Source organism: Nonomuraea insulae, assembly GCF_042656245.1.
Map to the genome: position 1 here is coordinate 180,797 of NZ_JBHSPA010000055.1, position 23,825 is coordinate 204,621.

Below are 23,825 nucleotides of genomic sequence, written 5' to 3' on the forward strand. Positions count from 1 at the left end.
AAGTTGGTCACCACTCGCCGAAAACAGTGACTCCGTTGACGCTGATCGCCGCACACAACTCGTCCGGATGGACCTTTTTGACCTCGGCCAGGCAGCGCAGGGTGAGCGGGATGAGGTAAGGGGCGTTGGGCTTGCCGCGGTGCGGGACCGGCGGCAGGTAAGGGGCGTCGGTCTCGACCAGCATGAGCTCGGCGGGCGCGACCTCGGCGGCCGCGCGCAGGTAGGCGGCGTTCTTGTACGTCACAGGACCGGAGAAAGACATGAAATATCCGGCGTCGACGCACTTCTTCGCCATGTCGGCGTCGCCCGAGTAGCTGTGGAAGACCACCTTGTCCGGCGCCCCCTCCTCGGCCAGCACCTTCAGCACGTCGTCGTGCGCGTCGCGGTCGTGGATGACCAGGGCCTTGCCGGTGCGCTTGGCGATCTCGATGTGGGCGCGGAAACTCGCGTGCTGGTCGTCCTTGCTCGCCCAGTCACGGTAGTAGTCGAGGCCCGTCTCCCCCACCGCCCGCACCTCGGGCCGCCGGGCCAGCTCCTCGATCTCCGCCAGCACCTCAGGAGTGGCCTCGTGGGCCTCGTTCGGGTGGATGGCCACCCCGGCGTACACACCCTCCTGCCCGGCCGCCACATCGGCGTTCCAGCGCGAGGACTTCAGGTCGTAGCCGATCGTGACCAGCCTCGTCACGCCGACGGCCCGCGCGTCGTCGAGGATGCTCCGCACGCTGGCCGCCGACGCCTGCGCGGCCTGCGCCACCGGATCACCGGACGACGCCTGCCGGTTGCCCACCATGATGTCGAGGTGGCAGTGGCTGTCGAACACCGGTGCGGAAAGCGGCTCTGGCGCGGCGGGAAGCTTGGTCACGCCCTCTAAAGTAGCCGCCACGCACTCCGGCATCCGCGGCGACACCGGAGATCATCGACCGACGCCATCCGGCAAAGGGCCGGTGAGCAAGCGGTGAGACTACGGTGAGCGGAGAGCGGCAAGGTCACGGGCATGGACATTCTCATCTCCGGAGCCAGCGTCGCCGGCCCCGCGCTGGCCTTCTGGCTCAACCGGTACGGCCACCGCACCACGATCGTCGAGCGTGCCCCCTCCCTTCGTGAGGGCGGCTACTCCGTCGACTTCCGCGGTGAGGCCCACCTCACCGTGCTGCGCCGGATGGGCGTCCTGGACGCCATCGAACAGGCCCAGACCAACATGGGCGCCATGTGGAACGTCAACGTGGACGGCAAGAAGCTGGTCGCGATGCCGGGCGACCTGTTCGCGGGCGACGTGGAGATCCTGCGCGGCGACCTGGCCCGCATCCTGTACGACGCCACCCGCCTAAGCACCGAGTACGTCTTCGACGACTCCATCGCCTCGATCGACCAGGACCGGGACGGCGTGACGGTCGGCTTCGAGCGGGGGCCGACGAGGCGGTTCGACCTGGTGGTGGGGGCGGACGGCCTGCACTCGAACGTGCGCTCCCTGGCGTTCGGCCCCGAGTCGGCGTTCGTGTCGCACCTGGGGCTCTACTGCGCGGTGTTCACCACGGACAACTACCTGGGGCTCGACCACACCGGCCACGCCTACAACTCTCCGGGCAGGATGGTGGCCCTCTACAGCGCGAGGGAGAACACCGAGGCGAAGGCGCTGTTCTGGTTCGGCTCGCCGGTGCTCGACTACGACCGGCGCGACGTGGCCGGGCAGCGGGAGTTGCTGGCGCGGGCCTTCGAGGGGGTCGGCTGGGAGGCTCCCGAGCTGCTGCGCCGCATGCGGCGGGCCGACGACTTCTACTTCGACTCGATCAGCCAGGTCCGTCTGGACTCCTGGTCGCGCGGCCGGGTGGTGCTGCTGGGCGACGCCGCCGCGTGCCCGTCGCCGCTGTCGGGCATGGGCACCGGGCTGGCCATGATCAGCGCGTACGTGCTGGCAGGAGAGCTGGCCGCCGAGCCGGATCACCGCGCCGCCTTCGAGCGCTATGAGCGGGAGGTACGCGACTACGCCACCGGCTGCCAGGAGTCGGCCGTGGGGGTCGCCAAGTTCATGGTGCCGGAGAACAGGTTCATGGCCTGGTTCATGAACCAGAACTACCGGCTGCTGCCCTATCTGCCGTGGAAGGGCATGATGGCGAAGTCGGTCAGGAAGACCGCCTCCGCCATCACGCTCAAGGACTATGAGGTCAGTCGGCCAGCCGGGCCAGCTCCTCGTCCACGACCTTCGGGTCGAGCTTCTTGAACAGCGGGGAGGGCGGCGCGAGCGGCGTGCCGGGCTTGATCGGCCGGTGCTCCCAGCGGGCCGCGCCGTTGTACTCGCCCGTGATCACCGGATACGGCTCGCCGCCGTCCTCGTCGACCTCGCGGATCTCCGGCATGCCCGACCACACGTCCTCGCCGCCCAGCATGGCGTGGACCTTGTTGGAGGAGCTGGGCAGGAACGGCGTGAGCATCGTCTTGGCGTCGTCGACCACCTGCAGTGCGACGTGCAGGATCGACTTCTGCCGGTCCGGGTCGTCCTTGAGCTTCCACGGCTCCTGCTCGGCCAGGTATTTGTTGGCCTCGCGGACCACGTCGAACGCCTCGGTGATGGCGCTCTTGAAGCGCGAGCGGCCCAGCTCGGCCCCCACCGGCGCGAACGTGTTGCGCGAGCGCTCCAGCAGGGCCCGGTCGGCGTCGGTGAGCTCGCCGGCCTCGGGCACGGAACCGAAGTTCTTGGCCGCCATCGAGATCGACCGGTTGACCAGGTTGCCCCAGGCCGCGACCAGTTCGCCGTTGTTGCGGTTGACGAACTCCTGCCAGGTGAAGTCGGTGTCCTGGTTTTCCGGGCCGGCCACGGAGATGTAGTAGCGCAACGCGTCGGCGTCGTAGCGGGCCAGGAAGTCGCGGACGTAGATCACGACCTGCCGCGAGGAGGAGAACTTCTTGCCCTCCATCGTCAGGAACTCACTGGAGACGACCTCGGACGGCACGTCGAGCGCCCCCAGCGGGCCCGGCGAGCCGTCGCGCGCGCCGATGCCGCTGTAGCCGAACAACATCGCCGGCCAGATCTCGGCGTGGAAGACGATGTTGTCCTTGCCCATGAAGTAGTAGCCGCGGGCGTCGGGATTCTGCCACCACTGGCGCCACGCGTCAGGGTCGCCGGAGCGCCTGGCCCACTCGATGGAGGCCGACAGGTAGCCGATGACCGCGTCGAACCACACGTAGAGGCGCTTGTTGGGCTGGTCGCGCCAGCCGTCGAGCGGGATCGGCACACCCCAGTCGAGGTCGCGGCTGATCGCCCGCGGCTGCAGGTCACCGAGCAGGTTGAGCGCGAACTTCAGCACGTTGGGCCGCCACTCGCCCTGCTTGGACTGCAGGTAGGTGCCGAGCACCTCGGCGAAGGCGGGCAGGTCGAGCATGAAGTGCTCGGTCTCGACGAACACCGGCGTCTCGCCGTTGATGCGGCTCTTGGGGTTGATCAGCTCGATCGGGTCGAGCTGGTTGCCGCAGTTGTCGCACTGATCCCCGCGTGCTCCGTCGTAGTCGCAGATGGGGCAGGTGCCCTCGATGTAGCGGTCGGGCAGGGTGCGGCCGGTGGAGGGCGAGATCGCGCCCATCGTGGTCTTGGGGAAGATGTAACCGTTGTCGTAGAGCCCCTTGAAGATCTGCTGCGTGACGGCGTAGTGGTTCTTCGTGGTGGTCCGGGTGAACAGGTCGTAGGACAGGCCGAGGCCGGTCAGGTCTTCGGTGATGACCCGGTTGTAGCGGTCGGCCAGCTCTCTGGCGCTCACGCCCTCCTTGTCGGCCTGGACCTGGATGGGAGTGCCGTGCTCATCGGTGCCGGAGACCATCAGCACCTTGTTGCCCGCCATTCGCTGATAGCGACTGAAAACGTCCGACGGCACGCCGAAACCCGAAACGTGCCCGATGTGCCGGGGGCCGTTGGCATACGGCCACGCAACAGCGGTCAAAATGTGCTGGGACATGGGTCTAAGCCTACGGGGTCTATGAAGATCATTTGTTACGCGTAGCCATAGTCTGCCACTCGCCGCACTTCGGCTGATGGCCCTCCAGGAAACGGCCTCTGACCATTCACCGGTGACCCGCCACTACGCGAGCCCACCTTGCCCGGTTACGTGGTTAAAAGCCCTGCCTGGGTTACGTGGTTCACGATTCACCACGGAAGTCGGCCGGCGGGGCGCTCCGTAACGGTGGCGCGCCACTGAACGGTCAGAGGGCGTTTTCCTGGACAGACATCCGCCGGAGACGGCGGGTGGCTGACCAGGGCAGCGCGTAAAGGATGGTCAGTGCTTTGTTTCTTCGAGAGAAATGCCCGCGGCGGCCTCTTCCGCCGCGGCGGCGGCGTGGTCGATGGGCGTCTCGCGGGTGCGGCGGATGCCGAGGATGCTGATGAACAGCGCGGCGAAGATCGTCTGGAAGCTCATGATGAGCGCCGTCGCCGACGGCACCACGATACGCAGCGACTCGCGCGGGTCCAGCTCGCCGAAGCTGCGCACCTGCCAGTGCGCCAGCGACATCACCAGGCCGACGATGCCCGCCAGGGCCAGCAGCCCTCCGACGACGAGCCCCTTCTCCAGGCTCACGATGTCGATGAGCCGGCGGATGCGCGGCGACTCCGGCAGGAAGCCCTCCTCGGCCGCGTAGACCTTGGTGAACACGGCGAACAACGCCGCCTGGAAGCCGATCACCACCAGGGCGGACGTGCCGACCAGCGTGTCGACGTCGAAGGCCAGCTCGCCGATCTCCACCGGGCCGAACGTCAGCGCGGTCCCGGCCACCAGGCCGATGACCATCATCAGCACGCCGGGGTAGAAGAACAGCCACTTCGGGCTGTAGAGGAGCAGGAAGCGCAGGTGACGCCAGCCGTCGCGCCAGGAGCGCAGGTGCGGCGGGCGGGAGCGGCCGTCGGGCGAGAGCGTGGTGGCCACCTCGCGCACGTCGAGCCCCGACAGCGTGGAGCGGACGACCATCTCCGAGGCGAACTCCATGCCGCCCGTCTGGAGCTGCAGCCGCAGGATCGAGTCGCGGCGGAAGCCGCGCAGCCCGCAGTGGAAGTCCTTGATCGCCGATGGGAAGAACAGCCGCCCGATGAACGACAGCACCGGGTTGCCGAGGTAGCGGTGCAGCGGTGGCATGGCGCCAGGGGAGATGCCGCCCCTGAAGCGGTTGCCCATCACCAGGTCGGCCCCGTCGCGCAACTCCTCGACGAACGGCAGCAGCGCCGTGAAGTCATAGGAGTCGTCGGCGTCGCCCATGATGACGAATTTGCCGCGCGCCGCCCTGATCCCGCCAATGAGGGCGTTGCCGTAGCCCTTCTCGTCGACATGGACCACACGGGCACCGGCGTCCCGGGCGAGCTGCTGTGAGCCGTCCGAGCTGCCGTTGTCGGCGATCAGGACCTCGCCCTCGATGCCGTGCTCCTCCATGCACGCCAGTGCCTTGCGTACACAGACTTCCACGGTCTCCGCCTCATTGAGGCAGGGCATGACCACCGTCAGTTCCACGTGTCTACCCTTCAGTTAAGGCTCTTCCAGTGAACCATCATGCCCTGAACGCGACGATGGTCGGGCACAGACCTGAAAACGACTGGCATTCTTTACAACATGGTGAGCGTCGCGGAGATTACCCGTGTGGCCAACTCCGCCCCAGGTCGGGCAGCTCGTGCGCTGTCCATGTTGCGCAGGCATCAGGTGTTCGCCGCGGCCTTCGGCCTCGGCGCCGTGCTGCGGCTCATCACCATGCTCGGCTACGGCCCTGCCATGTGGTTCAACGACTCCTACGAGTACGTCTCGGTGGCGTTGCACCCACGTCCGCATCCCATCAGGCCCGACGGCTACAGCTCCTGGCTGATGCTGCTGGAGCCGTTCCACAGCTTCACGCTGCTGATCTTCACCCAGCACGTGATGGGGCTGGCCACGGCGGCGCTGATCTACGCGTTGCTGCGGCTGAAGTTCCGGCTGCCGAAGTGGGGGGCGACTCTGGCGGCGGCGCCGGTGTTGTTCGACGCCTACCAGATCCAGCTCGAGCAGATGGTGATGTCCGACACGCTGTTCATGCTGCTGGTGGTGGGCGTGATCACGCTGGTGCTGTGGAAGCGGCGGCTGACCTGGAAGGCGGGCGCGGTCATCGGGCTGCTGCTGGCGCTGACCTGGCTGACGCGCTCGATCGGCCTGCCGGTCCTGGCGCTCGTGGTGCTCTATCTGCTGGTCAAGCGCACGGGCTGGCGGCCGATCACGGCGCTCGTCGTCGCCTGCGCGATCCCGGTGATGGCGTACATGGGGTGGTTCGCCTCCGCGTACGGCAAGTTCGCCATGACCAACAGCGACGGCCTGATTCTTTACATGCGCACGGCCATCTTCGCCGACTGCAACAAGATGCAGTTCGACAAGTACAAAGAGGTTCAGCTCCTGCTGTTGTGCATCAACGACCCGGTGAGCCAGCGCAAGGACTACGCCCAGTGGTACCTGTGGGGCCAGGGCAACGGCGACGGCACCGGCACCGGCGAGGTGCTGCACCGGTGGGGCATCAACAAGAAGTGGAGCGAGATCACCAACGACGCCGCGAGCGCGTTCGCCACGCGGGCGATCCTGTCGCAGCCGGGTGACTATCTGCAGGTGGTCGCGCGTGACTTCTTCCGCTCCTTCCACTGGTCGCGGCCACGTTTCCCGGACGAGTCGACGTACAACATGTACCAGTTCAAGCCGTACGTCGAGATCGACGAGAACGGCCAGCCCAAGCGGCTGCCGAAGTGGTCGTCCTACCAGGGCGGCAGGACCGACACCGACGCGTTCAGCTACGAGCAGGGCCCGCCGGAGACCCGCATCGTGCACCCGTGGGCCGACATCATGAGCGCCTACCAGAAGGTGTTCTACCTGCGCGGCATCATGCTCGGCGGGATCCTGCTGATCGGCCTGTTCGGCGTGGTGGTGCGCTGGCGCACGTTCGGCGGCCCGGTGGTGCTGCCCTGGCTGGGGGCGGTGGGGCTGCTGCTGGCGCCGGCGGCGACGGCGGAGTTCGACTACCGCTATGTGCTTCCCGCCGTCCCGCTGGCCTGCATCGCGGCGGCGATCACGCTGCGCCGCGGGATCACTTGGGTGCGGAGGTCACCCAAGAAGTCAGCAACATCCGAGCCCACCACTGTGCCTGCGTGAGCGTCTCGGCGGTCAGCACCGGGTAGAGCCACCAGAAGTTGATCAGCACGATGAGCGCGAACGCGCCCACGCTCGCCGCCCCGATGGCCCGCCGGGTGGGCGGGGCGTCCTGTCTGCCGAGGATCAGCCCCGCCATGAGCACGACCGCCAGCACCATGAACGGCAGCACGGGGATCATGTAGAACAGGTACATCGTGCGGTTGTCGGCGATGGCGTAGTAGAACCAGGGCAGCCACCCGACGGCGAAGGCCAGCACCGTCGCCCCTGCCCGCCAGTCGCGGGAGGCCACGTACCAGGCGATGAGGCCGATGAGGGCGATCGCGGCGGCGTACCAGAGTGCGGGGGTGCCGACCCCGAGCACGGCCTGTGCGCACTTGTCGGATCCGCAGGCCGACGGCGGCAGGCCGGAGGGGTAGTGGAAGGAGACCGGGCGTAAGAGCAGCGGCCACTGCCAGGGCTCCGACATGTACGGGTGATAGTCGTCCAGGCCGCTGTGGTAGCCGAGCACCTGCGACTGATACTGCAGCCACGACCGCACCGAGTCGATGACGAAGAAGAGCGGACTGCCCGAGGAGGTGGCCTGGGCCCAGTTGCGGCCCCAGCCGCCGGAGGTGGCGAACCAGCCGCTCCACGACGCCAGGAACGTCACCGCGGGCACGACCGCCATCGCCAGCAGCCCGCCGGGCAGGTCGTACGACAACGCCCCCCTGTAGGCCCCCCGCAGCCCGAGCGCCCGCCTGGCCCCCATGTCCCACAGCAGCGACAACACGGCGAACGCGACGAGGAAGAAGATCCCCGACCACTTGACCGCGCACGCCGCCCCCAGGCAGAGCCCGGCCGCCAGCCGCCACGGCCGCAGCGCCAGCCGGGGGCCCTGCTCGGTGACCGGCCGCGTGTCGTACAGGTCGGCCAGCCGTTGCCTGGCCCAGTCCCGGTCCGCCACCAGGCAGGCGAACCCGGCCAGGACGAAGAACATCACGAAGACGTCCAGCAGCGCCGTACGGGAGAGCACCAGGTGCAGCCCGTCGAGCGCCAGCAGCAGCCCGGCCAGGCAGCCCAGCAGCGTCGAGCGGGTCATCCTGCGCGCCACCCTGGCCAGGACCAGGATCGACAGCGTGCCGATCACCGCCGCGACGAAGCGCCAGCCGAACGGGTTCATCCCGAACATCCACTCGCCGAGGCCGATCATCCACTTGCCCAGCGGCGGGTGGGCCACGAAGGAGGCGCAGTCGGCCGGCTGCGGGCACTGCTTGAAGACGTCCAGGTTCCCGGCGAGGATGCGCTTGTCGGCGATGGGGTCCTTGGCGTCGCCGAGCATGGTCCGCTCGACGCCGTGGGTGATCAGCGAGTAGGCGTCCTTGACGTAGTACGTCTCGTCGAAGACGACGGCCCTGGGCTCCCCGAGCCTGATGAACCGCAGGAGGCCGCCGAATAACGTGACGGCGATCGGCCCGAGCCAGCCCGCGAGGGCGGTGCCCTGGATCGGCGGGACCAGCCGGAGCGCCGATGCCCCCCAGTTCCTCACGATGCGCACCCTACGGTGTGGCGGATCTCCTGTGAACCAGGTCATACAGCTCTCGTCTGGGCACTCCCGCGCCCTTGGCCACGTCGGCGACCGCGTGGTTGCGCCGCTCCCCTTCTGCGACCCTGCGGTCCACCTCGGCGACCAGCTCGTCGAGGTCCTGCTCGGCCTCGCCCGGCACGTATCCGGCGACCACGACCGTGATCTCGCCCTTGACGCCGGGGGCCGCCCATTCGGCCAGCTCGCCGAGCCCGCCCCTGCGTACTTCCTCGTAGGTCTTGGTCAGCTCCCGGCACACCGCCGCCCGCCGGTCGGGGCCGAACGCCAGCGCCATGGCCTCCAGGGAGCTCGCCAGCCGGTGCGGCGCCTCGAAGAAGACCATCGTGCGCTCCTCCCGCGCCAGCGAGCCCAGGCGGCGCCCCCGGTCGCCGGGCTTGCGCGGCGGGAAGCCCTCGAAACAGAACCGGTCGCTGGCCAGCCCCGACACGGCCAGCGCCGTGGTGACGGCGCTCGGGCCCGGCAGCGCGGTGACGGTGACGCCCGCCTCGATCGCCAGGCTCGTCAGGCGGTAGCCGGGGTCCGACACGCCCGGCATGCCCGCGTCGGTGATCACCACGACCGTGCGGCCGTCCTTGAGCGTCTCGACCAGCTCCTGGGCCCGGCCCGCCTCATTCTGGTCGTAGTAGGACACGACCCGGCCGCCGATCTCGACGCCCAGGTCGGCCGCGAGCCTGCGCAGCCGCCTGGTGTCCTCGGCGGCCACGACGTCGGCGCTCGCCAGCACTTCGCGCAGCCGGGGCGATACGTCACCCGCCTGGCCTATGGGGGCTCCTGCCAGCACCAACCTGCCGTTCATACTCACCTGACCATTGTGGCAGGGCATCCCAATTAGACCGTGTTTCTTGGGTAACCACCGCTCTGGGGCCCGTACGATGTCCGAATGGCGGTGACCGATTCCCCGTACCAGGCCTACGACAGCTCGGAGGTCGGCGAGAGCCAGCCCCGGGCTCAGTCCGTGCGCGATCGGGTCATACCTCCCATGCGTGGCAGCGTGATGTGGGGGTGGATCGGGCCGCTGATCATCACCTTGTTCGGCGGGATCCTGCGCTTCATCGGGCTCAGCCATCCCAAGGCCGTGGTGTTCGACGAGACGTACTACATGAAAGACGCCTTCTCGCTGATCACCCACGGTGTCGAGAAGGTCACGATCAAGGACGCCGACAAGGCGATCATGGCCGGCAACACCGACATCTGGCAGGCGTGCACGCCCCAGGATCTCGACAAGTGCGCCTCCTACGTCGTGCACCCGCCGCTGGGCAAGTGGATGATCGGCCTCGGCGAGTGGATGTTCGGGATGAACCCGTTCGGCTGGCGCTTCGTCGCGGCGGTGATCGGCACGCTGTCGATCCTGGTCCTGGCCAGGGTGGCGCGCCGGATGACCCGCTCCACGCTGCTCGGCTGCTTCGCGGGCCTGCTGCTGGCGCTCGACGGCCTGCACTACGTGCTCTCCCGCACGGCGCTGCTGGACATCTTCCTGATGTTCTGGGTGCTGGCGGCCTTCGCCTGCCTGGTCGTGGACCGGGACCGGGCGCGCGAGAAACTCGTCAGGTGGTACGAGGACTCGCCGATCTCCCCGCTGGGCCCGTCGCTGGGCATCAGGTGGTGGCGGATCGGGGCCGGGGTTTGCCTGGCCTTCGCGATGTCGGTCAAGTGGTCGGGAATCTTCTTCCTGGCCGCGTTCGCCCTCATGTCGCTGCTGTGGGACTTCGGCGCCCGCCGCGCCGTGGGGCTGCGGCAGCCGTATGTGGGGGCGTTCAGGAAGGACGTGCCGCAAGGGCTCGTGGCGCTCGGCGCGGTGCCGTTCGTGGCGTACATGGCGACGTGGGCGGGCTGGTTCGCCAACGCCACCGGCTACGGGCGCAACTGGGACCAGGCCACCTCGGCGGGCAATCCGCTCTTCTTCGCTCTCGACTCGATGCGGTCGTGGATCCAGTACCAGTGGCAGGTCTTCACCTTCCACAGCGGGCTGGAGACCTCGCATCCCTACATGTCCGAGCCGTGGCAGTGGCCGCTGCTGCTACGTCCGGTGGCCTTCTACTACGAGGGCAAGCAGAACGCCTGCGGCGCCGGCGTCAAGGACTGCTCGGAGGCCGTGCTCGGCGTGGGCACGCCGGTGATCTGGTTCGGCGCGGTGGCCGCGCTGGTGGCCCTGATCGCCTGGTACGTCTCCTCGCGCGACTGGCGGGCGGGGGCCGTGCTGCTGGCGTACGCGATGGGCTGGCTGCCGTGGTTCTACTTCGCCATCGCCGACAACCGTACGATGTTCCTGTTCTACGCCATCCCGATGGTGCCGTTCATGGTGCTGGCGATCACGTTGTGCGCCGGGCTGCTGATCGGGCCGTCCACGCCGACGGCCACGGGAGCCATGCCGTTGCGGCGTACTGTGGGGGCCGCCGTCGTCGGGGCCTTCGCCCTGCTCGCACTGATCAACTTCTGGTGGCTGCATCCCATCCTGTCCGCCGAGTTGATCCCCTACGTGGACTGGAAGGCCAGGATGCTCTTCGAGAAGCGGTGGATATGATCGGTAACACTGGCCTCCGTTGGGGTTTCTTAGGGTAGTGACTGTGCAAGACCCAATACGCACCGGATTCGGTCATCGTCAGGCCCGGGGTCGATACGGCAAACTTCGAGGCATGAGTGCACCGGATGTCACCGCCCTTCTCGCCGAGTTGGAGCGATCTCAGCCGGATCTGGCCGAGGAGGCCAGGACCGCCGTCGAATGGTTGACGGGTGGGGAGCCGTTGGAAACGGTGACCCAGCTCGACGTCTGCGAGTTCCTCTGGTACACGTTGCCGCTGAAGGTCGGGCCCCAGAAGGCCGGTGGTGACCACGAGCGCCTGGCACGTTCGCTCGGCCGGTTGCTGCTACTCGGTGGCATGGAGCGCTACGCCGCTCTGTGCGAGTCGCCGACGACCCTGCAGATCCTGCGCACCTACGCCCGCGAGGGCGAGGACGCCGGCACCAGCGCCTACCAGCAGGCCCTAGAGGCCACGGGCGTGCTCCCGCCCGACGTGCCAGAGCTGCAGTGGAGCATGATCATGGGGCCCGAGGAGCTGGGCGCGCACATCGCCTGCTCCGCCGCGCTGGAGCTGGCGATCCAGGCCGGCGAGAGCGTGGATCGCACCGAGCTGACCCGCCGCTGGCTCACCGAGCCGCGCACCGACCTGGGCGGGGACAGCTGGCTCAACCGGGTCCACGGCGAGCGGCTCAACCGCTGGGTGCTGGGGCGCGGACCGGCCAGGCGGGAGCTGGCGCAGCCGTTCGAGGTGCGTCTGCACGCGCCCGTGACCCCGCAACCCCTGCCTGTCCTGCACCGGTTGTTGTCCCTGGCCGCCTCGGGAGAGAGCCTGCCGCTTCGGCTGGCGCCCTCGCCGGAGGCGCTGCGGCTGCGCGACCTGGCCGAGCGTGAGCTGGGCGCGATCAGCCGCGACGGGGCCAAGCTGGCCATCACCGACTACGGCCTGCGGCTGCTCAGGTCGAAGAAGGCCATGTGGAAGGCGGTCACCAGGCTGCTGCTGGCCAGGGGCGAGCACGAGTTCGAGGTGTCGGCCAGGGAGGCCGCGCTGATGTTGCTCGCCGACGGCACGCTGATGTCACCCACGCAGTTGCGCGAGCGGGTGGCCGAGGTGGTGGGCGGCGAGGGCTGGCATCCGGCGACGAGCCTCGACGACGTCACCGGGCCCGTGACCGATCTGGTGGCCCAGCTCACCGCGCTGGGGCTGGCGTTCAGCGACGAGCTGGCGGTGCGGATGGACCGGCCGGGCCAGCTCGCCGCTCTGGCCGCGCTGCGGGCCCACGCTCTGCGGCCCAGGAAGTACGTCAGCTCCGGCTGACGACCCCTGAGAGTTGTCCGAATACTCCGGGTAGTTACGATTGTCGGAAATGCTCTACGTCGGAGGGGGCCGTCATGGAGCTGTTCCCGGCCATGCCGCTCGCGGAGTGGACCGAGGCAAAGGAGACATTTCACAGGTTCGCCCAGATCGTGGGAAAGATCCGGCTCGCGTCGAGCAATCGGCGCAACCACTGGTGGCAGGTGCCGTTCCACCCGACAGGGCGGGGGCTCACCACGCGGCCGATGGGCGGCCTGGGCGAACAGCCGCTGTTCTGCGTGGACTTCGACCTCGTACGCCACCGCCTGGTGGTCGACGTGTTCGACGGCCGCAGCGCGGAGTTCAGCCTGATCGGCCGGTCGGTGGCCTCGTTCCACGACCGGCTCTTCGAGACCCTGGGCGGGCTGGGGATCCGGCCCGAGATCTGGGCGGTGCCGTTCGACCTGGGGGACGACACGCCGTTCGCCGAGGACACGCTGCACGCCCGCTACGACCCGGTGCTGATCAACCGATACTGGCGGATCCTGTCGCAGGTGGTGCAGCTCCTCGACCGGTTCGCCGCCGACTTCGCCGGGAAGACGAGCCCGGTGCACCATTTCTGGCACACCTTCGACATCGCGGTCACCCGGTTCACCGGGCGCGTGGTCAAGGTCTCGCCGGAGACCGATCCGGTCACCCGGGAGGCCTACAGCTGGGAGGTGATCAGCTCGGGGTTCTGGTTCGGGGACAAGGAGCGGCCGTGGCCGGCGTTCTACTCCTACACCGCGCCGGAGCCCGAGGGGCTCGAACGGGAGCCGCTGCGTCCCATGCAGGCCGACTGGATCCCGGCGCGGGGCAGCCATCTGGCCGTGCTGCGGTATGACGACGTACGGGTGATGGAGGATCCCGTGGGGGCGGTGCTGGAGTTCCTGGACAGCGCCTACCAGGCGGGGGCCAAGCTCACCGGGATCGACGCGGAGACGCTGGCCTCTCCAGGGGGCATCACGGATCCGTATTTCTCCTGAATCGCGAACGCCCGCCCTCCGAGGAGGGCGGGCGCTCTACGAGTGCGTACCGGTGTGCGTGTCGCCTCTCGGCGAAAGGCACAACGCGGCTCCAGCCGAACGGTATTCCGCGAAGGCAATAGGTGAGGCCCGGGGACACTGGGCACACCGGCCACGTTTTATGTAACCACACCCGCCCCGCATGCATTCCCGGGCCGCGCCGATCAATTTTCCTTGTACGCGCCGTGCAGGAAGAGCTCCACCAGTTCGGCCGAGGTGAGCGGGAACTCGCCGCGCCCGGCCGCCATCGTCATGAACTGGAACGCCTCCGCGAGGCGGTCCGGCTCCAGCCTGAGGGAGTCGCGCTCGGGCTCGAACAACCCGGCCAGCACCTCGCGAGTGGCCGCCATCGAGGCCTCCCTTCCCGACGGAGCCCGCCCTCCGCCTTCGGGGCGCTCCAGCGCTTCCGGCCGATCGCCTTCTGGACGCTCCGGTCCTCCCGGCCGGCCGGCTTCTGGGCGGGACAGTCCTCCTGAGGCGGCCAGGGCGCCGGCCACCGCGCCCATGCGCGACAGATAGCCCCGCAGCGCGTCGGACGCCTCCACCAGCCGCTCGGCCAGCGGCAGGTCCAGCGAGATCCCCGCGACGTGGGCGAGCGTGTCGTCCGGCCGCAACGCCTCGGCCATGCAGGCGGCCAGCAGCGCGTCCTTGTCGCCGAAGGCGCGGAAGATCGTGCCCTCGCCGATCCCGGCCGCACGGGCGACCTGGGCGGTGGTCACGGACGTGCCGTACTCGACCACCAGCGGCAGGGCAGCGCGGACGATCATCTCGCGGCGCTGCTCCGGGCTCATCGCCGGCGCCCGCCGCCGGCCCGTCGTGTTCGTCATGCCTCCGACTGTACGGAGTGAGTACTCACTCCGTCAACCGTGCCGCCCTGGCGTGCAGGTAACGCTGCTGGGGCGGGCTCATCGCGCGACCGGCCGCCTCCTCGTACGCCTCGCGGGCCGCGGCGTGGTCGCCGGACATCTCCAGCAGGTGGGCCATGACGGCGTACAGACGGTGGTCGCCGGCGATCCGGTCGTCGTGCCGGAGACGTTCGAGCAGGTCGAGACCGGCCTGCGGGCCTCGGGCCATGGCCACGGCGACCGCCTGGTTGAGCGCCACCATGGGGTTGTCGGAGATGCGCAGCAGCAGCTCGTACAGCGCCGCGATCTGCGGCCAGTCGGTCTCCTCCGCCGTGGGAGCCTCGTCGTGCACGGCGGCGATGGCGGCCTGGAGCTGGTACGGCCCCGGCGTCCCCCGGGGGAGCGCGCCGGTGACGAGTTCGACGCCCTCGGCGATGTAGGCGGCGTTCCACCGGCCGCGATCCTGCTCGGCCATCGGGATCAGGGCGCCGTCAGGGCCGGTACGCGCCGGGCGCCGCGCGTCGGTGAGCACCATGAGGGCCAGCAGCCCGGCCACCTCGGCGTCGTCGGGCAGCAGCCGGTGCACCATGCGCGCCAGCCTGATCGCCTCGGCCGTCAGCTCGGCACGGTGCAGGTCGGGCCCGGAGGTGCTGGCGTACCCCTCGTTGAAGATCAGATACAGCACGTGCAGCACCGCGGCCAGCCGCTCGGCGCGTTCGGCGGCGCGGGGCAGGCGGAAGGGCAGGCCGCTGTCCTTGACCCGCTGCTTGGCCCTGGTGATGCGGCGCGTCATGGTGGCCTCGGGCACCAGGAACGCGCGGGCGATCTCCGCCGTGGTCAGGCCGCCGACAGCGCGCAGCGTGAGCGCGATCTGCGAGGTCGGCGACAACGACGGGTGGCAGCACATGAACAGCAGCACGAGCGTGTCGTCCGAGGCGCCCACCGGCTGGTCGGCGGCAGGCGCCGACCAGCCGCCCGGCAGCGTCCTGGCGGCCGCGGTGTCCTCGCGGCGCCGCCGCGCCTGCTCGGCGCGGAGCAGGTCGGTCAGCCGGCGCGAGGCCACCGTGATGAGCCAGGCCCGCGGATTGTCCGGTACGCCCTCCTCCGGCCATTGGGTGGCCGCCGCGAGCAGGGCCTCCTGCACGGCGTCCTCGGCGGCGGCGAAGTTCCCGTAACGGCGGACGAGCGCGCCGAGGACCTGCGGCGCCAGCTCGCGCAGCAGGTCCTCGATCACGACGCCGTCGATCTAGAACCCCAGGTCCTCGGCGGACTCGACGACCGGCCGGATGTCGGCGTAAGCGTTGGCCATGACCTCGCCGGGGAACGGGCACTGCCCCAGACGGGCGGCGATCTCCGTGGCGCGGTCGAAGCTCTCGCACTCCACGATCCAGTAGCCGGCCAGGACCTCCTGCGTCTCTGCGTAGGGCCCGTCGGTGACGAACGGGACACCGTCGCGGGAGCCCATCCTGCGGGTGTGCACGGGAGCGGCCAGGGCGCGGGTCTCGACCAGCTCGCCGGACTCCTCCAGCTCCTTGTTGACCGTCGACATGAACTGGTGCATGGCCGCCATGTCCTCCTGGGACCAGGTGACCCGCCCGGTGTCCTTGCCGGACATCTCGTCGATGTCCTGCTGGGAGGCGTACGAAAGGATCATGTACTTCACGGGATTCTTCCTCTCCTCGTTTGCCTTTCAGCAGGGACGTCGGAGCCGGGGCGGCGTACCGGACACTTTCTCACGTAGGGCACTATCGACAGCGTGCCTTACGCAACCACCTCCGACGGCGTGAAGCTGTCCTACCAGGTCCGCGGCGGCGGGCCGCCCCTCGTGCTGCTGCAGGGACAGGCCAACGACCACCGCTGGTGGGACTCCGTACGCGCGGACTTCGACGGGACGTACCAGAGCATCACCCTCGACTACCGCGGCACGGGCGACAGCGACAAACCCGACGAGCCGTACACCACCCGTGGCTTCGCCACCGACGTGCTGACCGTGCTCGACGAGGTGGGGGTGGAACGGGCGCACGTCTACGGGACGTCGATGGGCGGGCGGGTGGCCCAGTGGCTGGCGGCCGGCCATCCCGCGCGGGTCGGGCGGCTGGTGCTCGGGTGCAGCTCGCCGGGCGGCGCCCACGGGATCGAGCGGAGCAACGAGGTACGCAGGTCGCTGGCCCAGCCGGACCGGGCCGCCGCCGAAAGGGCGCTGCTGGAGCTCATGTACACCCCGGCCTGGCTCGCCACCCACCCAGGCCCGCACCACACGACCGGCGACCCGCGCATGCCCGCCCACGCCCGCCGCCGCCATCTGGCCGCCAGCGCCGGCCACGACGCCTGGGACGCGCTGCCCGCCATCACCGCGCCCACGCTGGTCGTGCACGGGACCGACGACGTGTTCAACCCGGCGGCCAACGCCCCGCTGCTGGCCGGGCGCATCCCCGGGGCCGAGCTGCGGATGGTCGAGGGGGCGCGGCACGCGTACTTCGAGGAGTTCAGGCAGGTGGCGAGTCCGATGGTGCTGGAGTTCCTGTCGCGGCTCGCGTGAGGCGGGCGGCCAGCGCGCGCAGGTGCGCGGTGAGCTCGGGCGGGTCGTGCACCTCGAACTCGCAGTCCAGCGTCGTCAGCCGGAAGGCCAGCCAGTCGAGGGTGTCGGCGTGCATGCGCAGGCGGCAGGCGCCCTCGCCGATCGGGGTGACCTCGCCCAGCGCCCTGATCATCTCCGTCGCGGGGGCGTGCAGCGTGACGACGGCCGAGTACGTGGGCGCGCCGGAATAGAGCTGATCCGCCGCGTCCGGGATCTCGCGCGGCACGACCCTGACGCCCGTCGGCCGCAACTCCTCGATGCGGTCGATGCGGAAGATCCGCCAGTCGTCCCGGTCGAGGTCGTGGGCCTGCAGATACCACCGCCGCCCGGCCGCCACCAGGCGATGCGGATCGGCCAGCCGCCTGCTCACGGCCCCGTCGTTCGACCGATAGGCGAACCGCACCCGCTCCTTGCCCGCCACCGCCACCGCCAGCGCGGTGAGCCGCTCCGGGTCGACCTGCGGGCCGTCGAGAGCGGGCATGGGCACGGTGGCGCCGCCCAGCGACCTGACCCGGTGGCGCAGCCGGGCGGGCAGTACCTGCTCCAGCTTGGCCAGGGCGCGTACGGACGCCTCCTCGATGCCCCGCACCGGATGTCTGGCGGCGGTGGACAGGCCGACCGTGATGGCCACCGCCTCCTCGTCGTCCAGCAGCAGCGGCGGCATCGCCGTGCCCGCGACCAGCCGGTACCCGCCCGCTGCCCCCATGGTGGCCTCGACCGGGTAGCCGAGGTCGCGCAGGCGCTCGACGTCGCGGCGCACGGTACGGCGGCTGACGCCCAGGCGCTCGGCCAGCTCGCCGCCCGGCCACTCGCGCGGGGTCTGGAGCAGCGACAGCAGGGTCAGGAGGCGGGGGTCGCTCATGCCTTTCAGAATGCCGTACATATAGGACAAGTCCTGACCTATATGGTGTCTAGCCTGGTGTTCCCACACCAAGGAGGCAGTCATGAATGCGATTCCCGAGGGCTACACCACCGTCACGCCGTGGATCATCTCCCCTGACACGGCCGGGGTCATCGCGTACCTCTCAGCTGCGTTCGACGCCGTCGAGCTGGGTCGGGTCACGGACGACGAGGGACGTATCGGACACGCTGAGGTGCGGATCGGCAACGCGATGGTGATGCTCTTCGACTCCAGGCCCGAGTGGCCGTCCACGCCGGCCTTCCTGCGCCTGTATGTCCCCGACGCCGACGCCACCCACCGCCAGGCCGTCGCGGCGGGCGGCACGTCGGTCACCGAGGTCACGCACCTGGCCTGGGGGGACCGGGTCGGCCGGGTCAAGGACCCGTTCGGGAACCTGTGGTGGATCCAGAGTCGGGTCGAGGAGGTCTCGGAGGAGGAGATGGTGCGGCGGATGAGCGATCCGGAGTTCACCAAGGCGATGGAGTACGTGCAGAGCGCCCGGTTCTTCGATTAACGGGTTGAGGCTTCGCGAACGGGGTTGCTACATTGCCCGGTATGTCCAGCCCCGAGGCGTCAAGACGCTAGCCACCGGTCGTCCGGTGGCTGTTCCCCTTTGAGACGGACGCGCTGACGCATCGCCGTTTCTTTGGGCTGGGCGGGAGCTTTCCGGCTCCCGCAGGGTGAGAACTTCGCTTCCCCGCTTCGGCTCACTGCCGGGTGGAAGCTTTCGGCTCGCCGTCGGGTGGGAGCATTCAGCTCACCGTCGAGTGGGAGCATTCAGCTCACCGTCGGGTGGGAGCATTCAGCTCACCGTCGGGTGGGAGCATTCAGCTCGCCCTTCCCTCTCCTCGCCACCGGATCACCGTGACACGGGCCATGCCGTGCCTGGCCGCGCGTCGCTGCCAGGCATCTCCATCGCGGGAGGACGCTTCGTCCTGCCCGCCTTCCTGTGCCGATCCACGTGGTGGTCGCGGAGTTTCTCATGCCTTTCGCTGTTTACCTGCTCGGACTGGCGGTCTTCGCCCAAGGGACGTCCGAGTTCATGTTGGCCGGGCTCGTGCCCGGAATCGCCCGGGACATGGGCGTGTCCATCCCCGCCGCAGGGCTGCTGACCTCGGCGTTCGCCGTCGGGATGGTGGTGGGGGCGCCGCTGATGGCGGTGCTGAGCCTGCGGCTGTCCAAGCGGTTCGCGCTGCTGGCCTTCCTGGTCGTCTTCCTGCTCGTTCACGTGGCCGGAGCGGTCACGACCAGCTACGAGGTGCTGCTCGTCACGCGGGTCGTGGCGGCGCTGGCCAACGCCGGGTTCCTCGCGGTGGCCATGGCGACCGCTGTGGGCCTGGCGCCGCCGGACGCCAAGGGGCGGGCCACGTCCATACTGCTCGGCGGGGTCACCATCGCCTGTGTGGCGGGGGTTCCCGGAGGTGCGCTGCTCGGTGAGCTGTGGGGGTGGCGCTCGGCGTTCTGGGCGGTGGCCCTGGCGCTGGTGCCGGCCATTCTCGCGGTCATGAAGTCCGTCCCAACCGAGACCCCCTCTATCCCGACCGAGACCCCCTCTGTCCCAACCGGGACTTCCACCGTCCCGACCGGGACCTCCACCGTCCCAACCGGGACCTCGACTGCACCGGCCGGAACCTCCTCCGTACCGGCCGGAACCTCCTCCGTACCGGCCGCGACCTCTGAAGGGACGATCGGAACCTCTGAAGGAACAGTCGGGCCCTCCGGGAGTGCGCGGCGCGAGTCGCGGGTGTTGCGGCGGCCACGGCTGCTGGTGCTCCTGCTGCTGGGGGCGCTGGTGAACGGGGCCACCTTCTGTACGTTCACCTACCTCGCGCCGCTGCTCACCGAGATCGCCGGGATCGGGCCGGCGTGGATGCCGGGGATGCTGGCGTTGTTCGGGCTGGGGTCGTTCGCCGGGGTGACGATCAGCGGGCGGATCGCGGACACGCGACCCGTACCGCTGCTGGTGGTCGGCGGGCTGGCGCTGGTGACCGGGTGGGCCGTGTTCTCCGGGGTCGCCGGGGCACCGGTGGCGGCGGTGGTGATGGTCTTCGTTCAGGGGACGTTGTCGTTCGCGGTCGGGTCCACGCTGATCTCACAGGTCCTGTACGCGGCCACCGGCGCTCCCACCTTGGCCGGCGGGTTCGCCACGGCGGCGTTCAACGTGGGCGCCGCGCTGGGGCCCTGGCTGGGCGGGGTGGCCATCGGGGCCGGACTCGGGTTCCGGTCGCCGCTGTGGGTGAGCGCCGCGCTGGTGGGCCTCGCCCTGGCCGTCGCGGGCTGCGCCCACTGGGCAAGCTCGCGGAATCCGGTGGAGGCCGATCTTCCGCGTGGGGCACAGTGATGCCATGGAAGTGGAGCACGGTGGTGCCATGGAAGTGGAGCACGGTGGTGCCATGGAACTCGTCGCACATTTCCGCCGGGAAGTACGCGCATTCCAGGAGGCCGCGCGCCAGGTGGGTGACGCGCCTCTCATACCGTCCTGCCCCGGCTGGTCGATGTCCGACCTCGTGCTCCACCTGGGCGGGGTGCACCGAAGCGTGAACGCCATCGTCAGGGACCGGCTCGACGGGCCGCCCGACCTCGCCGTGCTGGCCCGTACCGAGTTGCCTCCCGACACGGCGGGCTGGCCGTCGCCGGACGGGGCGCCCACGATGGGGCCAGTCCCGCCTACCCTGCTGGACTGGTTCGACGAGGGGGCGGACCGGCTGGAGGCGCTGTTCATGGCGCGCGCGCCGGAGGAGGCCGTGTGGACCTGGTCGCGGGAGCAGACGGTCGGGTTCTGGCTGCGGATGCAGACCATCGAGGCCGCCGTGCACCGGTGGGACGCCGAGAACGCCCTCGGCGCGGCCCACCCGATCTCGGAGGAGGTCGCGACGGACGCGGTCACGCAGACGTTCGAGGTCATGGCGCCCGCGCGGCGCTCCTGGACACGGGCGCCGGAGGGGGTGGGCGAGCGGTTCCGCTTCGTGCGTACCGACGGGCCCGGGGAGTGGCTGGTGCACTTCGACGGCCCGCACGTACGGCTCGGGGACGGGGACGCCGCCCTCGAACTCTCCGGTACGGCATCGGACCTGATGTTGTTCCTCTGGCACCGAATCCCCGCCGACGGGCTGAACATTCAGGGCGACAAGGCCCTACTCGACCGCTACTTCGTCCTGGTTCCTCCCGTATGACCAGTGGTCGCGGCCGACCTTAACCACCGTTCTCAAGGAAGGGCGCCACAACAGACCAGAAGTCGTCGAGCCTGACGCTGTGCACCCGGTGCCCAGCGTCCTCGACGGTCACCAGACGACAGTCCCGGATGGCCCGGCTCACTCGTGCCAGCGCTTCCGGCGAGACATGGCTGGTGGGACCGCCGCTGACGAGCAGCGTACGCGCGTGGATCGCCTTGAGCCGATCCCACCAGCCAGGGTCGGGAGTCCTGAACTCCGAGATGATCGGCTCGATCAACCTCCAGTCGAACGACAACGGCTCGGCCGGCTCCGTCACAGGGGCGAGGGGTTCGCTGGGCGGCGTCGCAGGAGGAGGCGGAGTGTCCTCGACGACCAACCGCCGCACCCGTCCGGCCTCCCGCTGAGCACCGAGAACGGCCACCGCCCCACCCATCGAATGCCCGACCAGGTCCACCCGCTCGATCCCCTGACCGTCGAGAAACCGATCACGTCGTCACGCATCAACCCCAGCGAGTACTGCTCCGCCCACGAACTGTCCCCATGTCCCCGCAGATCCAAGGCAAGAACGCGGCGCCCCTGGGCGACCAGCCGCCCCGCGAACCCCTCCCAGGTGCCGGCGCTCCTGCCCAAGGCATGAAGCAGCACCACGGGGACACCATGACGTACACCGACCTCGCGAAACGCGAGCGTCACACCCTCCAGCGCCACCCGACCATGCCGAATCCCCGACCCCATGCGCACGGAGCCTGCAATTCGCCCAAACCCGCGACCTTCCAGGCACACCAGAGACACAGACCCACCCAAGCCAACACAACTCCAGCCCACACCAACCGCAGCTGCCCCCTCCCGAAGGACGCCGATGCTCATGACCTCAGACGTGCACCTCCTGCCATGACGCCCGGACCAGGGACCGCTCCGTCGCCGCCAGGTGGACGGCCGCCGCCAGCCACGCCCGCGCGTACCCATCGGGCCCGGAATCCGTCGACCGGCCGAACGTGTCCCGCTCCCGTCGATCGGCCTCGGCGGCGAGGGCGGCGACCAGTTGGGCAGCGGCCGGAAACCCGTTCCGGCGCAGAGACACCCTCTGAGCTGTGAAGTCGCCGCCGCGCCCCGCCTCGGCCACGGCCCGGCGTCCCCCGGCAACGGCCAGCTCGACCAGCCGCCGTACCCGCCACAACGGCGCGCCCGCCACCGGATCCACCTCCTCGGCCAAGCTTCGCCCGCCCAGCCCGCTTCCCCGTGGGGGAAGGTGAGAGCTCTGAAGGCGGTCGTACCCGAGATCGGCCCGCCCTTCCCATTCGGGCGGCAGGCGCAACGTCGCCTCAACCCCAGGCACGGGCCCCACCGCCAGCGGAGTCAAGGTGGCCGCCCGATCCAACTCGACCCGTCCCACAACCCGCACACACAGACCAGGCCGGGACGCGAGCCGCTGAAGGTTGGCGACATGCCCAAGATCAGGATGCCGCCCAGCGGGAACAAGCCGAATCAACGGCCCAGTCAACGCAGTCACGCCATCAACCCAGCGCCCCTGACCGGCATCAGCCACACCATCAACCTGACGATCCCGGAGAGACGCAGACCCCTCACCGGCCCGGCCTCCCTGGGCAGACGGACGCGCATCATCAGCCAGGTGCTCGTGGACGGCCATGCCCGCGCCCTGCGCCAGCGGCGCACGACCGGGGGCGAGTTCGCGGGCCAGCACGTGGCCACCCGCAGCGCCGACGATCATCAGGTCACATCCGACCGGCTCCCCAACCTCGTCCGCCAGATCCGGCTCGCTCCACGACTCCCCGGAAAGCCGCAGCCGGGCAGCCTCACCCAGCGGACGCGCGAACAGTGCGGCCATCGCCCCCTCCGTCCACGGCATGCCGTTCGCCGGAGTCGCGCGAACCCCTTTGCCCGCCCCGAGACGACCGTCGGGTGAGATCGTGGCTCCGGTGATCAGCAGCCCGGCCCTGGCAAGCTGGGCATGGTTCAGCATGCCCGAGCCGATGGCGACGGTCGCGGTACCGGCGCCCCGGGCCCGCGCCGACCCGCCCGGCCTGACGTCGGCGACGGAGAACCACCGGCCGTCCTCCGTGATGACATGGGTGACCACGCCGCCGTACCCGGTGGCGCTGATCACGGGCTCGCGGAAGACACCGTGTACGCGCAGACTGCCGCCCTGCTCGTACGTCCGCCGAACGCTGCCCACCAGCTCGGGATCGGGATCGGCCACGGCGAGCCGCCCCGCGACGAGCAGGAGCTCACGCAGCGCCGACACGAGGTCCGCCAGCCGGTCGCCAGAACGCTTCTCCCGTGCCGACCGCAGCCCTTGGACGACACGAAGGGCAGCAGCCTCAGCCCTGGGCAACCCGGCCAGGCGAGCGGTATGCGCGGCACGCAACAACTCCGCCTGCGCCACCGCACCGGCGGCGGGCACCCCGGCCACCAACACGGCCGCCCCGGCACCCCACAACCCCTCCGCAGCCACCACCTGCGCCTGACCAGGCCGCTGAACACCAACGGCCCCATCGACCAATGCCGTTCCCCCAGCCGGGATCCGCCCGGCAACATCCACGACCCGCCCACCCATGTCGGCGCTCACACCCTGCGAGCCACCATCCACGCTGACCGCCGCAACACCCCCTACTCCCCCGACGCGGTCAGCACCACCACCAACCGCCGCACCGCCTCCAGCCCTCTCGACCTGGTCAGCACCGCCACCAACCGCCGCACCGCCTCCAGTTCCCTCGGCATCGCC

19 protein-coding genes and 2 pseudogenes are annotated in these 23,825 nt (G+C 69.7%); 9 read left to right on the plus strand and 12 right to left on the minus strand.

The annotated features are described in order from the left end of the window. Positions 1-7: 7 nt before the first annotated feature. Positions 8-862 carry a TatD family hydrolase gene (locus tag ACFPZ3_RS42450; RefSeq protein ID WP_379520034.1) on the minus strand — a complete coding sequence of 285 codons (855 nt, stop codon included), beginning with the start codon at positions 860-862 and terminating at the stop codon, positions 8-10. A 132-nt stretch (positions 863-994) separates the two neighbouring features. Between ACFPZ3_RS42450 and ACFPZ3_RS42455 the strand changes: the two genes are divergently transcribed. Next, positions 995-2,218 carry an FAD-dependent monooxygenase gene (locus tag ACFPZ3_RS42455; RefSeq protein WP_379520035.1) on the plus strand — a complete coding sequence of 408 codons (1,224 nt, stop codon included), beginning with the start codon at positions 995-997 and terminating at the stop codon, positions 2,216-2,218. Here ACFPZ3_RS42455 and metG read toward each other — a convergent pair. After that, positions 2,163-3,944 (minus strand): methionine--tRNA ligase, encoded by a 1,782-nt coding sequence (metG, locus tag ACFPZ3_RS42460; RefSeq protein ID WP_379520036.1) that lies wholly within the window; start codon positions 3,942-3,944, stop codon positions 2,163-2,165. The two genes, ACFPZ3_RS42455 and metG, sit on opposite strands and share 56 nt — an antisense overlap. A gap of 318 nt (positions 3,945-4,262) precedes the next feature. Then, positions 4,263-5,483 (minus strand): glycosyltransferase family 2 protein, encoded by a 1,221-nt coding sequence (locus ACFPZ3_RS42465; protein ID WP_379520037.1) that lies wholly within the window; start codon positions 5,481-5,483, stop codon positions 4,263-4,265. Between the two features lie 99 nt (positions 5,484-5,582). On the opposite strand from ACFPZ3_RS42465, the gene ACFPZ3_RS42470 reads away from it, so the two are divergent. Further along, the gene (locus ACFPZ3_RS42470; RefSeq protein ID WP_379520038.1) at positions 5,583-7,130 is read left to right on the plus strand and encodes a hypothetical protein; all 1,548 of its coding nucleotides are present in this window, start codon (positions 5,583-5,585) and stop codon (positions 7,128-7,130) included. Here the strand turns inward: ACFPZ3_RS42470 and ACFPZ3_RS42475 are convergent. After that, the gene (locus tag ACFPZ3_RS42475) at positions 7,066-8,655 is read right to left on the minus strand and encodes a dolichyl-phosphate-mannose--protein mannosyltransferase (RefSeq protein ID WP_379520039.1); all 1,590 of its coding nucleotides are present in this window, start codon (positions 8,653-8,655) and stop codon (positions 7,066-7,068) included. The two genes, ACFPZ3_RS42470 and ACFPZ3_RS42475, sit on opposite strands and share 65 nt — an antisense overlap. A 10-nt stretch (positions 8,656-8,665) precedes the next feature. Further along, complete coding sequence (gene rsmI / locus ACFPZ3_RS42480; protein WP_379520040.1) at positions 8,666-9,508, minus strand: 16S rRNA (cytidine(1402)-2'-O)-methyltransferase; 843 nt, start codon at positions 9,506-9,508, stop codon at positions 8,666-8,668. Between the two features lie 84 nt (positions 9,509-9,592). Here rsmI and ACFPZ3_RS42485 point away from each other — a divergent pair, with 84 nt between their 5' ends. The 3 genes from ACFPZ3_RS42485 to ACFPZ3_RS42495 all read left to right on the plus strand — a co-directional run bounded on the left by ACFPZ3_RS42485 (position 9,593) and on the right by ACFPZ3_RS42495 (position 13,546). Continuing rightward, positions 9,593-11,233, plus strand: coding sequence for a dolichyl-phosphate-mannose--protein mannosyltransferase (locus ACFPZ3_RS42485; protein ID WP_379520041.1), 1,641 nt, complete (start codon positions 9,593-9,595; stop codon positions 11,231-11,233). A gap of 112 nt (positions 11,234-11,345) precedes the next feature. Next, a complete protein-coding gene (locus tag ACFPZ3_RS42490; RefSeq protein ID WP_379520042.1) occupies positions 11,346-12,545 on the plus strand; it encodes a hypothetical protein in 1,200 nt (399 codons plus the stop codon). Between the two features lie 74 nt (positions 12,546-12,619). After that, positions 12,620-13,546, plus strand: a complete 927-nt coding sequence (locus ACFPZ3_RS42495) for a DUF5996 family protein (protein WP_379520043.1) — start codon at positions 12,620-12,622, stop codon at positions 13,544-13,546. A 203-nt stretch (positions 13,547-13,749) separates the two neighbouring features. Here ACFPZ3_RS42495 and ACFPZ3_RS42500 read toward each other — a convergent pair whose 3' ends face one another. From ACFPZ3_RS42500 to ACFPZ3_RS42510, 3 genes are read right to left on the minus strand one after another with little or no spacing between them, the layout of a single operon-like run. Next, the gene (locus tag ACFPZ3_RS42500) at positions 13,750-14,412 is read right to left on the minus strand and encodes a TetR/AcrR family transcriptional regulator (RefSeq protein WP_379520044.1); all 663 of its coding nucleotides are present in this window, start codon (positions 14,410-14,412) and stop codon (positions 13,750-13,752) included. A 25-nt stretch (positions 14,413-14,437) separates the two neighbouring features. Further along, on the minus strand, positions 14,438-15,664 hold the full coding sequence (locus tag ACFPZ3_RS42505) for an RNA polymerase sigma factor (RefSeq protein WP_379520045.1): 1,227 nt from the start codon (positions 15,662-15,664) through the stop codon (positions 14,438-14,440). 12 nt (positions 15,665-15,676) lie between these two features. Continuing rightward, positions 15,677-16,084, minus strand: coding sequence for a YciI family protein (locus ACFPZ3_RS42510; RefSeq protein ID WP_379520129.1), 408 nt, complete (start codon positions 16,082-16,084; stop codon positions 15,677-15,679). Between the two features lie 102 nt (positions 16,085-16,186). Between ACFPZ3_RS42510 and ACFPZ3_RS42515 the strand changes: the two genes are divergently transcribed. Beyond that, the gene (locus ACFPZ3_RS42515) at positions 16,187-16,969 is read left to right on the plus strand and encodes an alpha/beta fold hydrolase (RefSeq protein WP_379520046.1); all 783 of its coding nucleotides are present in this window, start codon (positions 16,187-16,189) and stop codon (positions 16,967-16,969) included. Here ACFPZ3_RS42515 and ACFPZ3_RS42520 read toward each other — a convergent pair. After that, entirely contained in the window at positions 16,917-17,870 is a 954-nt protein-coding gene (locus tag ACFPZ3_RS42520) for a helix-turn-helix transcriptional regulator (RefSeq protein ID WP_379520047.1), read from the minus strand. The genes ACFPZ3_RS42515 and ACFPZ3_RS42520 overlap by 53 nt on opposite strands. Before the next feature lie 82 nt (positions 17,871-17,952). Here ACFPZ3_RS42520 and ACFPZ3_RS42525 point away from each other — a divergent pair, with 82 nt between their 5' ends. The 3 genes from ACFPZ3_RS42525 (at position 17,953) to ACFPZ3_RS42535 (ending at position 21,082) form a co-directional block, all read left to right on the plus strand. Then, entirely contained in the window at positions 17,953-18,423 is a 471-nt protein-coding gene (locus ACFPZ3_RS42525; protein ID WP_379520048.1) for a VOC family protein, read from the plus strand. A 468-nt stretch (positions 18,424-18,891) separates the two neighbouring features. Then, a complete protein-coding gene (locus ACFPZ3_RS42530; RefSeq protein ID WP_379520049.1) occupies positions 18,892-20,250 on the plus strand; it encodes an MFS transporter in 1,359 nt (452 codons plus the stop codon). A 4-nt stretch (positions 20,251-20,254) separates the two neighbouring features. Next, positions 20,255-21,082 carry a maleylpyruvate isomerase family mycothiol-dependent enzyme gene (locus tag ACFPZ3_RS42535; protein WP_379520050.1) on the plus strand — a complete coding sequence of 276 codons (828 nt, stop codon included), beginning with the start codon at positions 20,255-20,257 and terminating at the stop codon, positions 21,080-21,082. A gap of 19 nt (positions 21,083-21,101) precedes the next feature. Here the strand turns inward: ACFPZ3_RS42535 and ACFPZ3_RS42540 are convergent. The 3 genes and pseudogenes from ACFPZ3_RS42540 to ACFPZ3_RS42550 all read right to left on the minus strand — a co-directional run. Then, positions 21,102-21,554: pseudogene (locus ACFPZ3_RS42540) on the minus strand (alpha/beta fold hydrolase); the annotation flags it as partial. Between the two features lie 68 nt (positions 21,555-21,622). Further along, positions 21,623-22,048, minus strand: a pseudogene (locus ACFPZ3_RS42545) (alpha/beta fold hydrolase); the annotation flags it as partial. Next, positions 21,954-23,555, minus strand: coding sequence for a hypothetical protein (locus ACFPZ3_RS42550; protein ID WP_379520051.1), 1,602 nt, complete (start codon positions 23,553-23,555; stop codon positions 21,954-21,956). The gene ACFPZ3_RS42550 and the pseudogene ACFPZ3_RS42545, both read right to left, overlap by 95 nt. Positions 23,556-23,825 lie beyond the last annotated feature (270 nt).

Excerpts from the sequence above, each read along its gene's own strand:
- ACFPZ3_RS42490 (WP_379520042.1), top strand. The coding sequence starts at position 11,346 with ATGAGTGCACCGGATGTCACCGCCCTTCTCGCCGAGTTGGAGCGATCT.
- ACFPZ3_RS42455 (WP_379520035.1), top strand. The coding sequence starts at position 995 with ATGGACATTCTCATCTCCGGAGCCAGCGTCGCCGGCCCCGCGCTGGCC.
- ACFPZ3_RS42470 (WP_379520038.1), top strand. The coding sequence starts at position 5,583 with ATGGTGAGCGTCGCGGAGATTACCCGTGTGGCCAACTCCGCCCCAGGT.
- ACFPZ3_RS42510 (WP_379520129.1), bottom strand. The coding sequence starts at position 16,084 with ATGATCCTTTCGTACGCCTCCCAGCAGGACATCGACGAGATGTCCGGC.
- metG (WP_379520036.1), bottom strand. The coding sequence starts at position 3,944 with ATGTCCCAGCACATTTTGACCGCTGTTGCGTGGCCGTATGCCAACGGC.
- ACFPZ3_RS42535 (WP_379520050.1), top strand. The coding sequence starts at position 20,255 with ATGGAAGTGGAGCACGGTGGTGCCATGGAAGTGGAGCACGGTGGTGCC.
- ACFPZ3_RS42485 (WP_379520041.1), top strand. The coding sequence starts at position 9,593 with ATGGCGGTGACCGATTCCCCGTACCAGGCCTACGACAGCTCGGAGGTC.
- ACFPZ3_RS42500 (WP_379520044.1), bottom strand. The coding sequence starts at position 14,412 with ATGACGAACACGACGGGCCGGCGGCGGGCGCCGGCGATGAGCCCGGAG.
- rsmI (WP_379520040.1), bottom strand. The coding sequence starts at position 9,508 with ATGAACGGCAGGTTGGTGCTGGCAGGAGCCCCCATAGGCCAGGCGGGT.
- ACFPZ3_RS42520 (WP_379520047.1), bottom strand. The coding sequence starts at position 17,870 with ATGAGCGACCCCCGCCTCCTGACCCTGCTGTCGCTGCTCCAGACCCCG.
- ACFPZ3_RS42525 (WP_379520048.1), top strand. The coding sequence starts at position 17,953 with ATGAATGCGATTCCCGAGGGCTACACCACCGTCACGCCGTGGATCATC.
- ACFPZ3_RS42495 (WP_379520043.1), top strand. The coding sequence starts at position 12,620 with ATGGAGCTGTTCCCGGCCATGCCGCTCGCGGAGTGGACCGAGGCAAAG.
- ACFPZ3_RS42530 (WP_379520049.1), top strand. The coding sequence starts at position 18,892 with ATGCCTTTCGCTGTTTACCTGCTCGGACTGGCGGTCTTCGCCCAAGGG.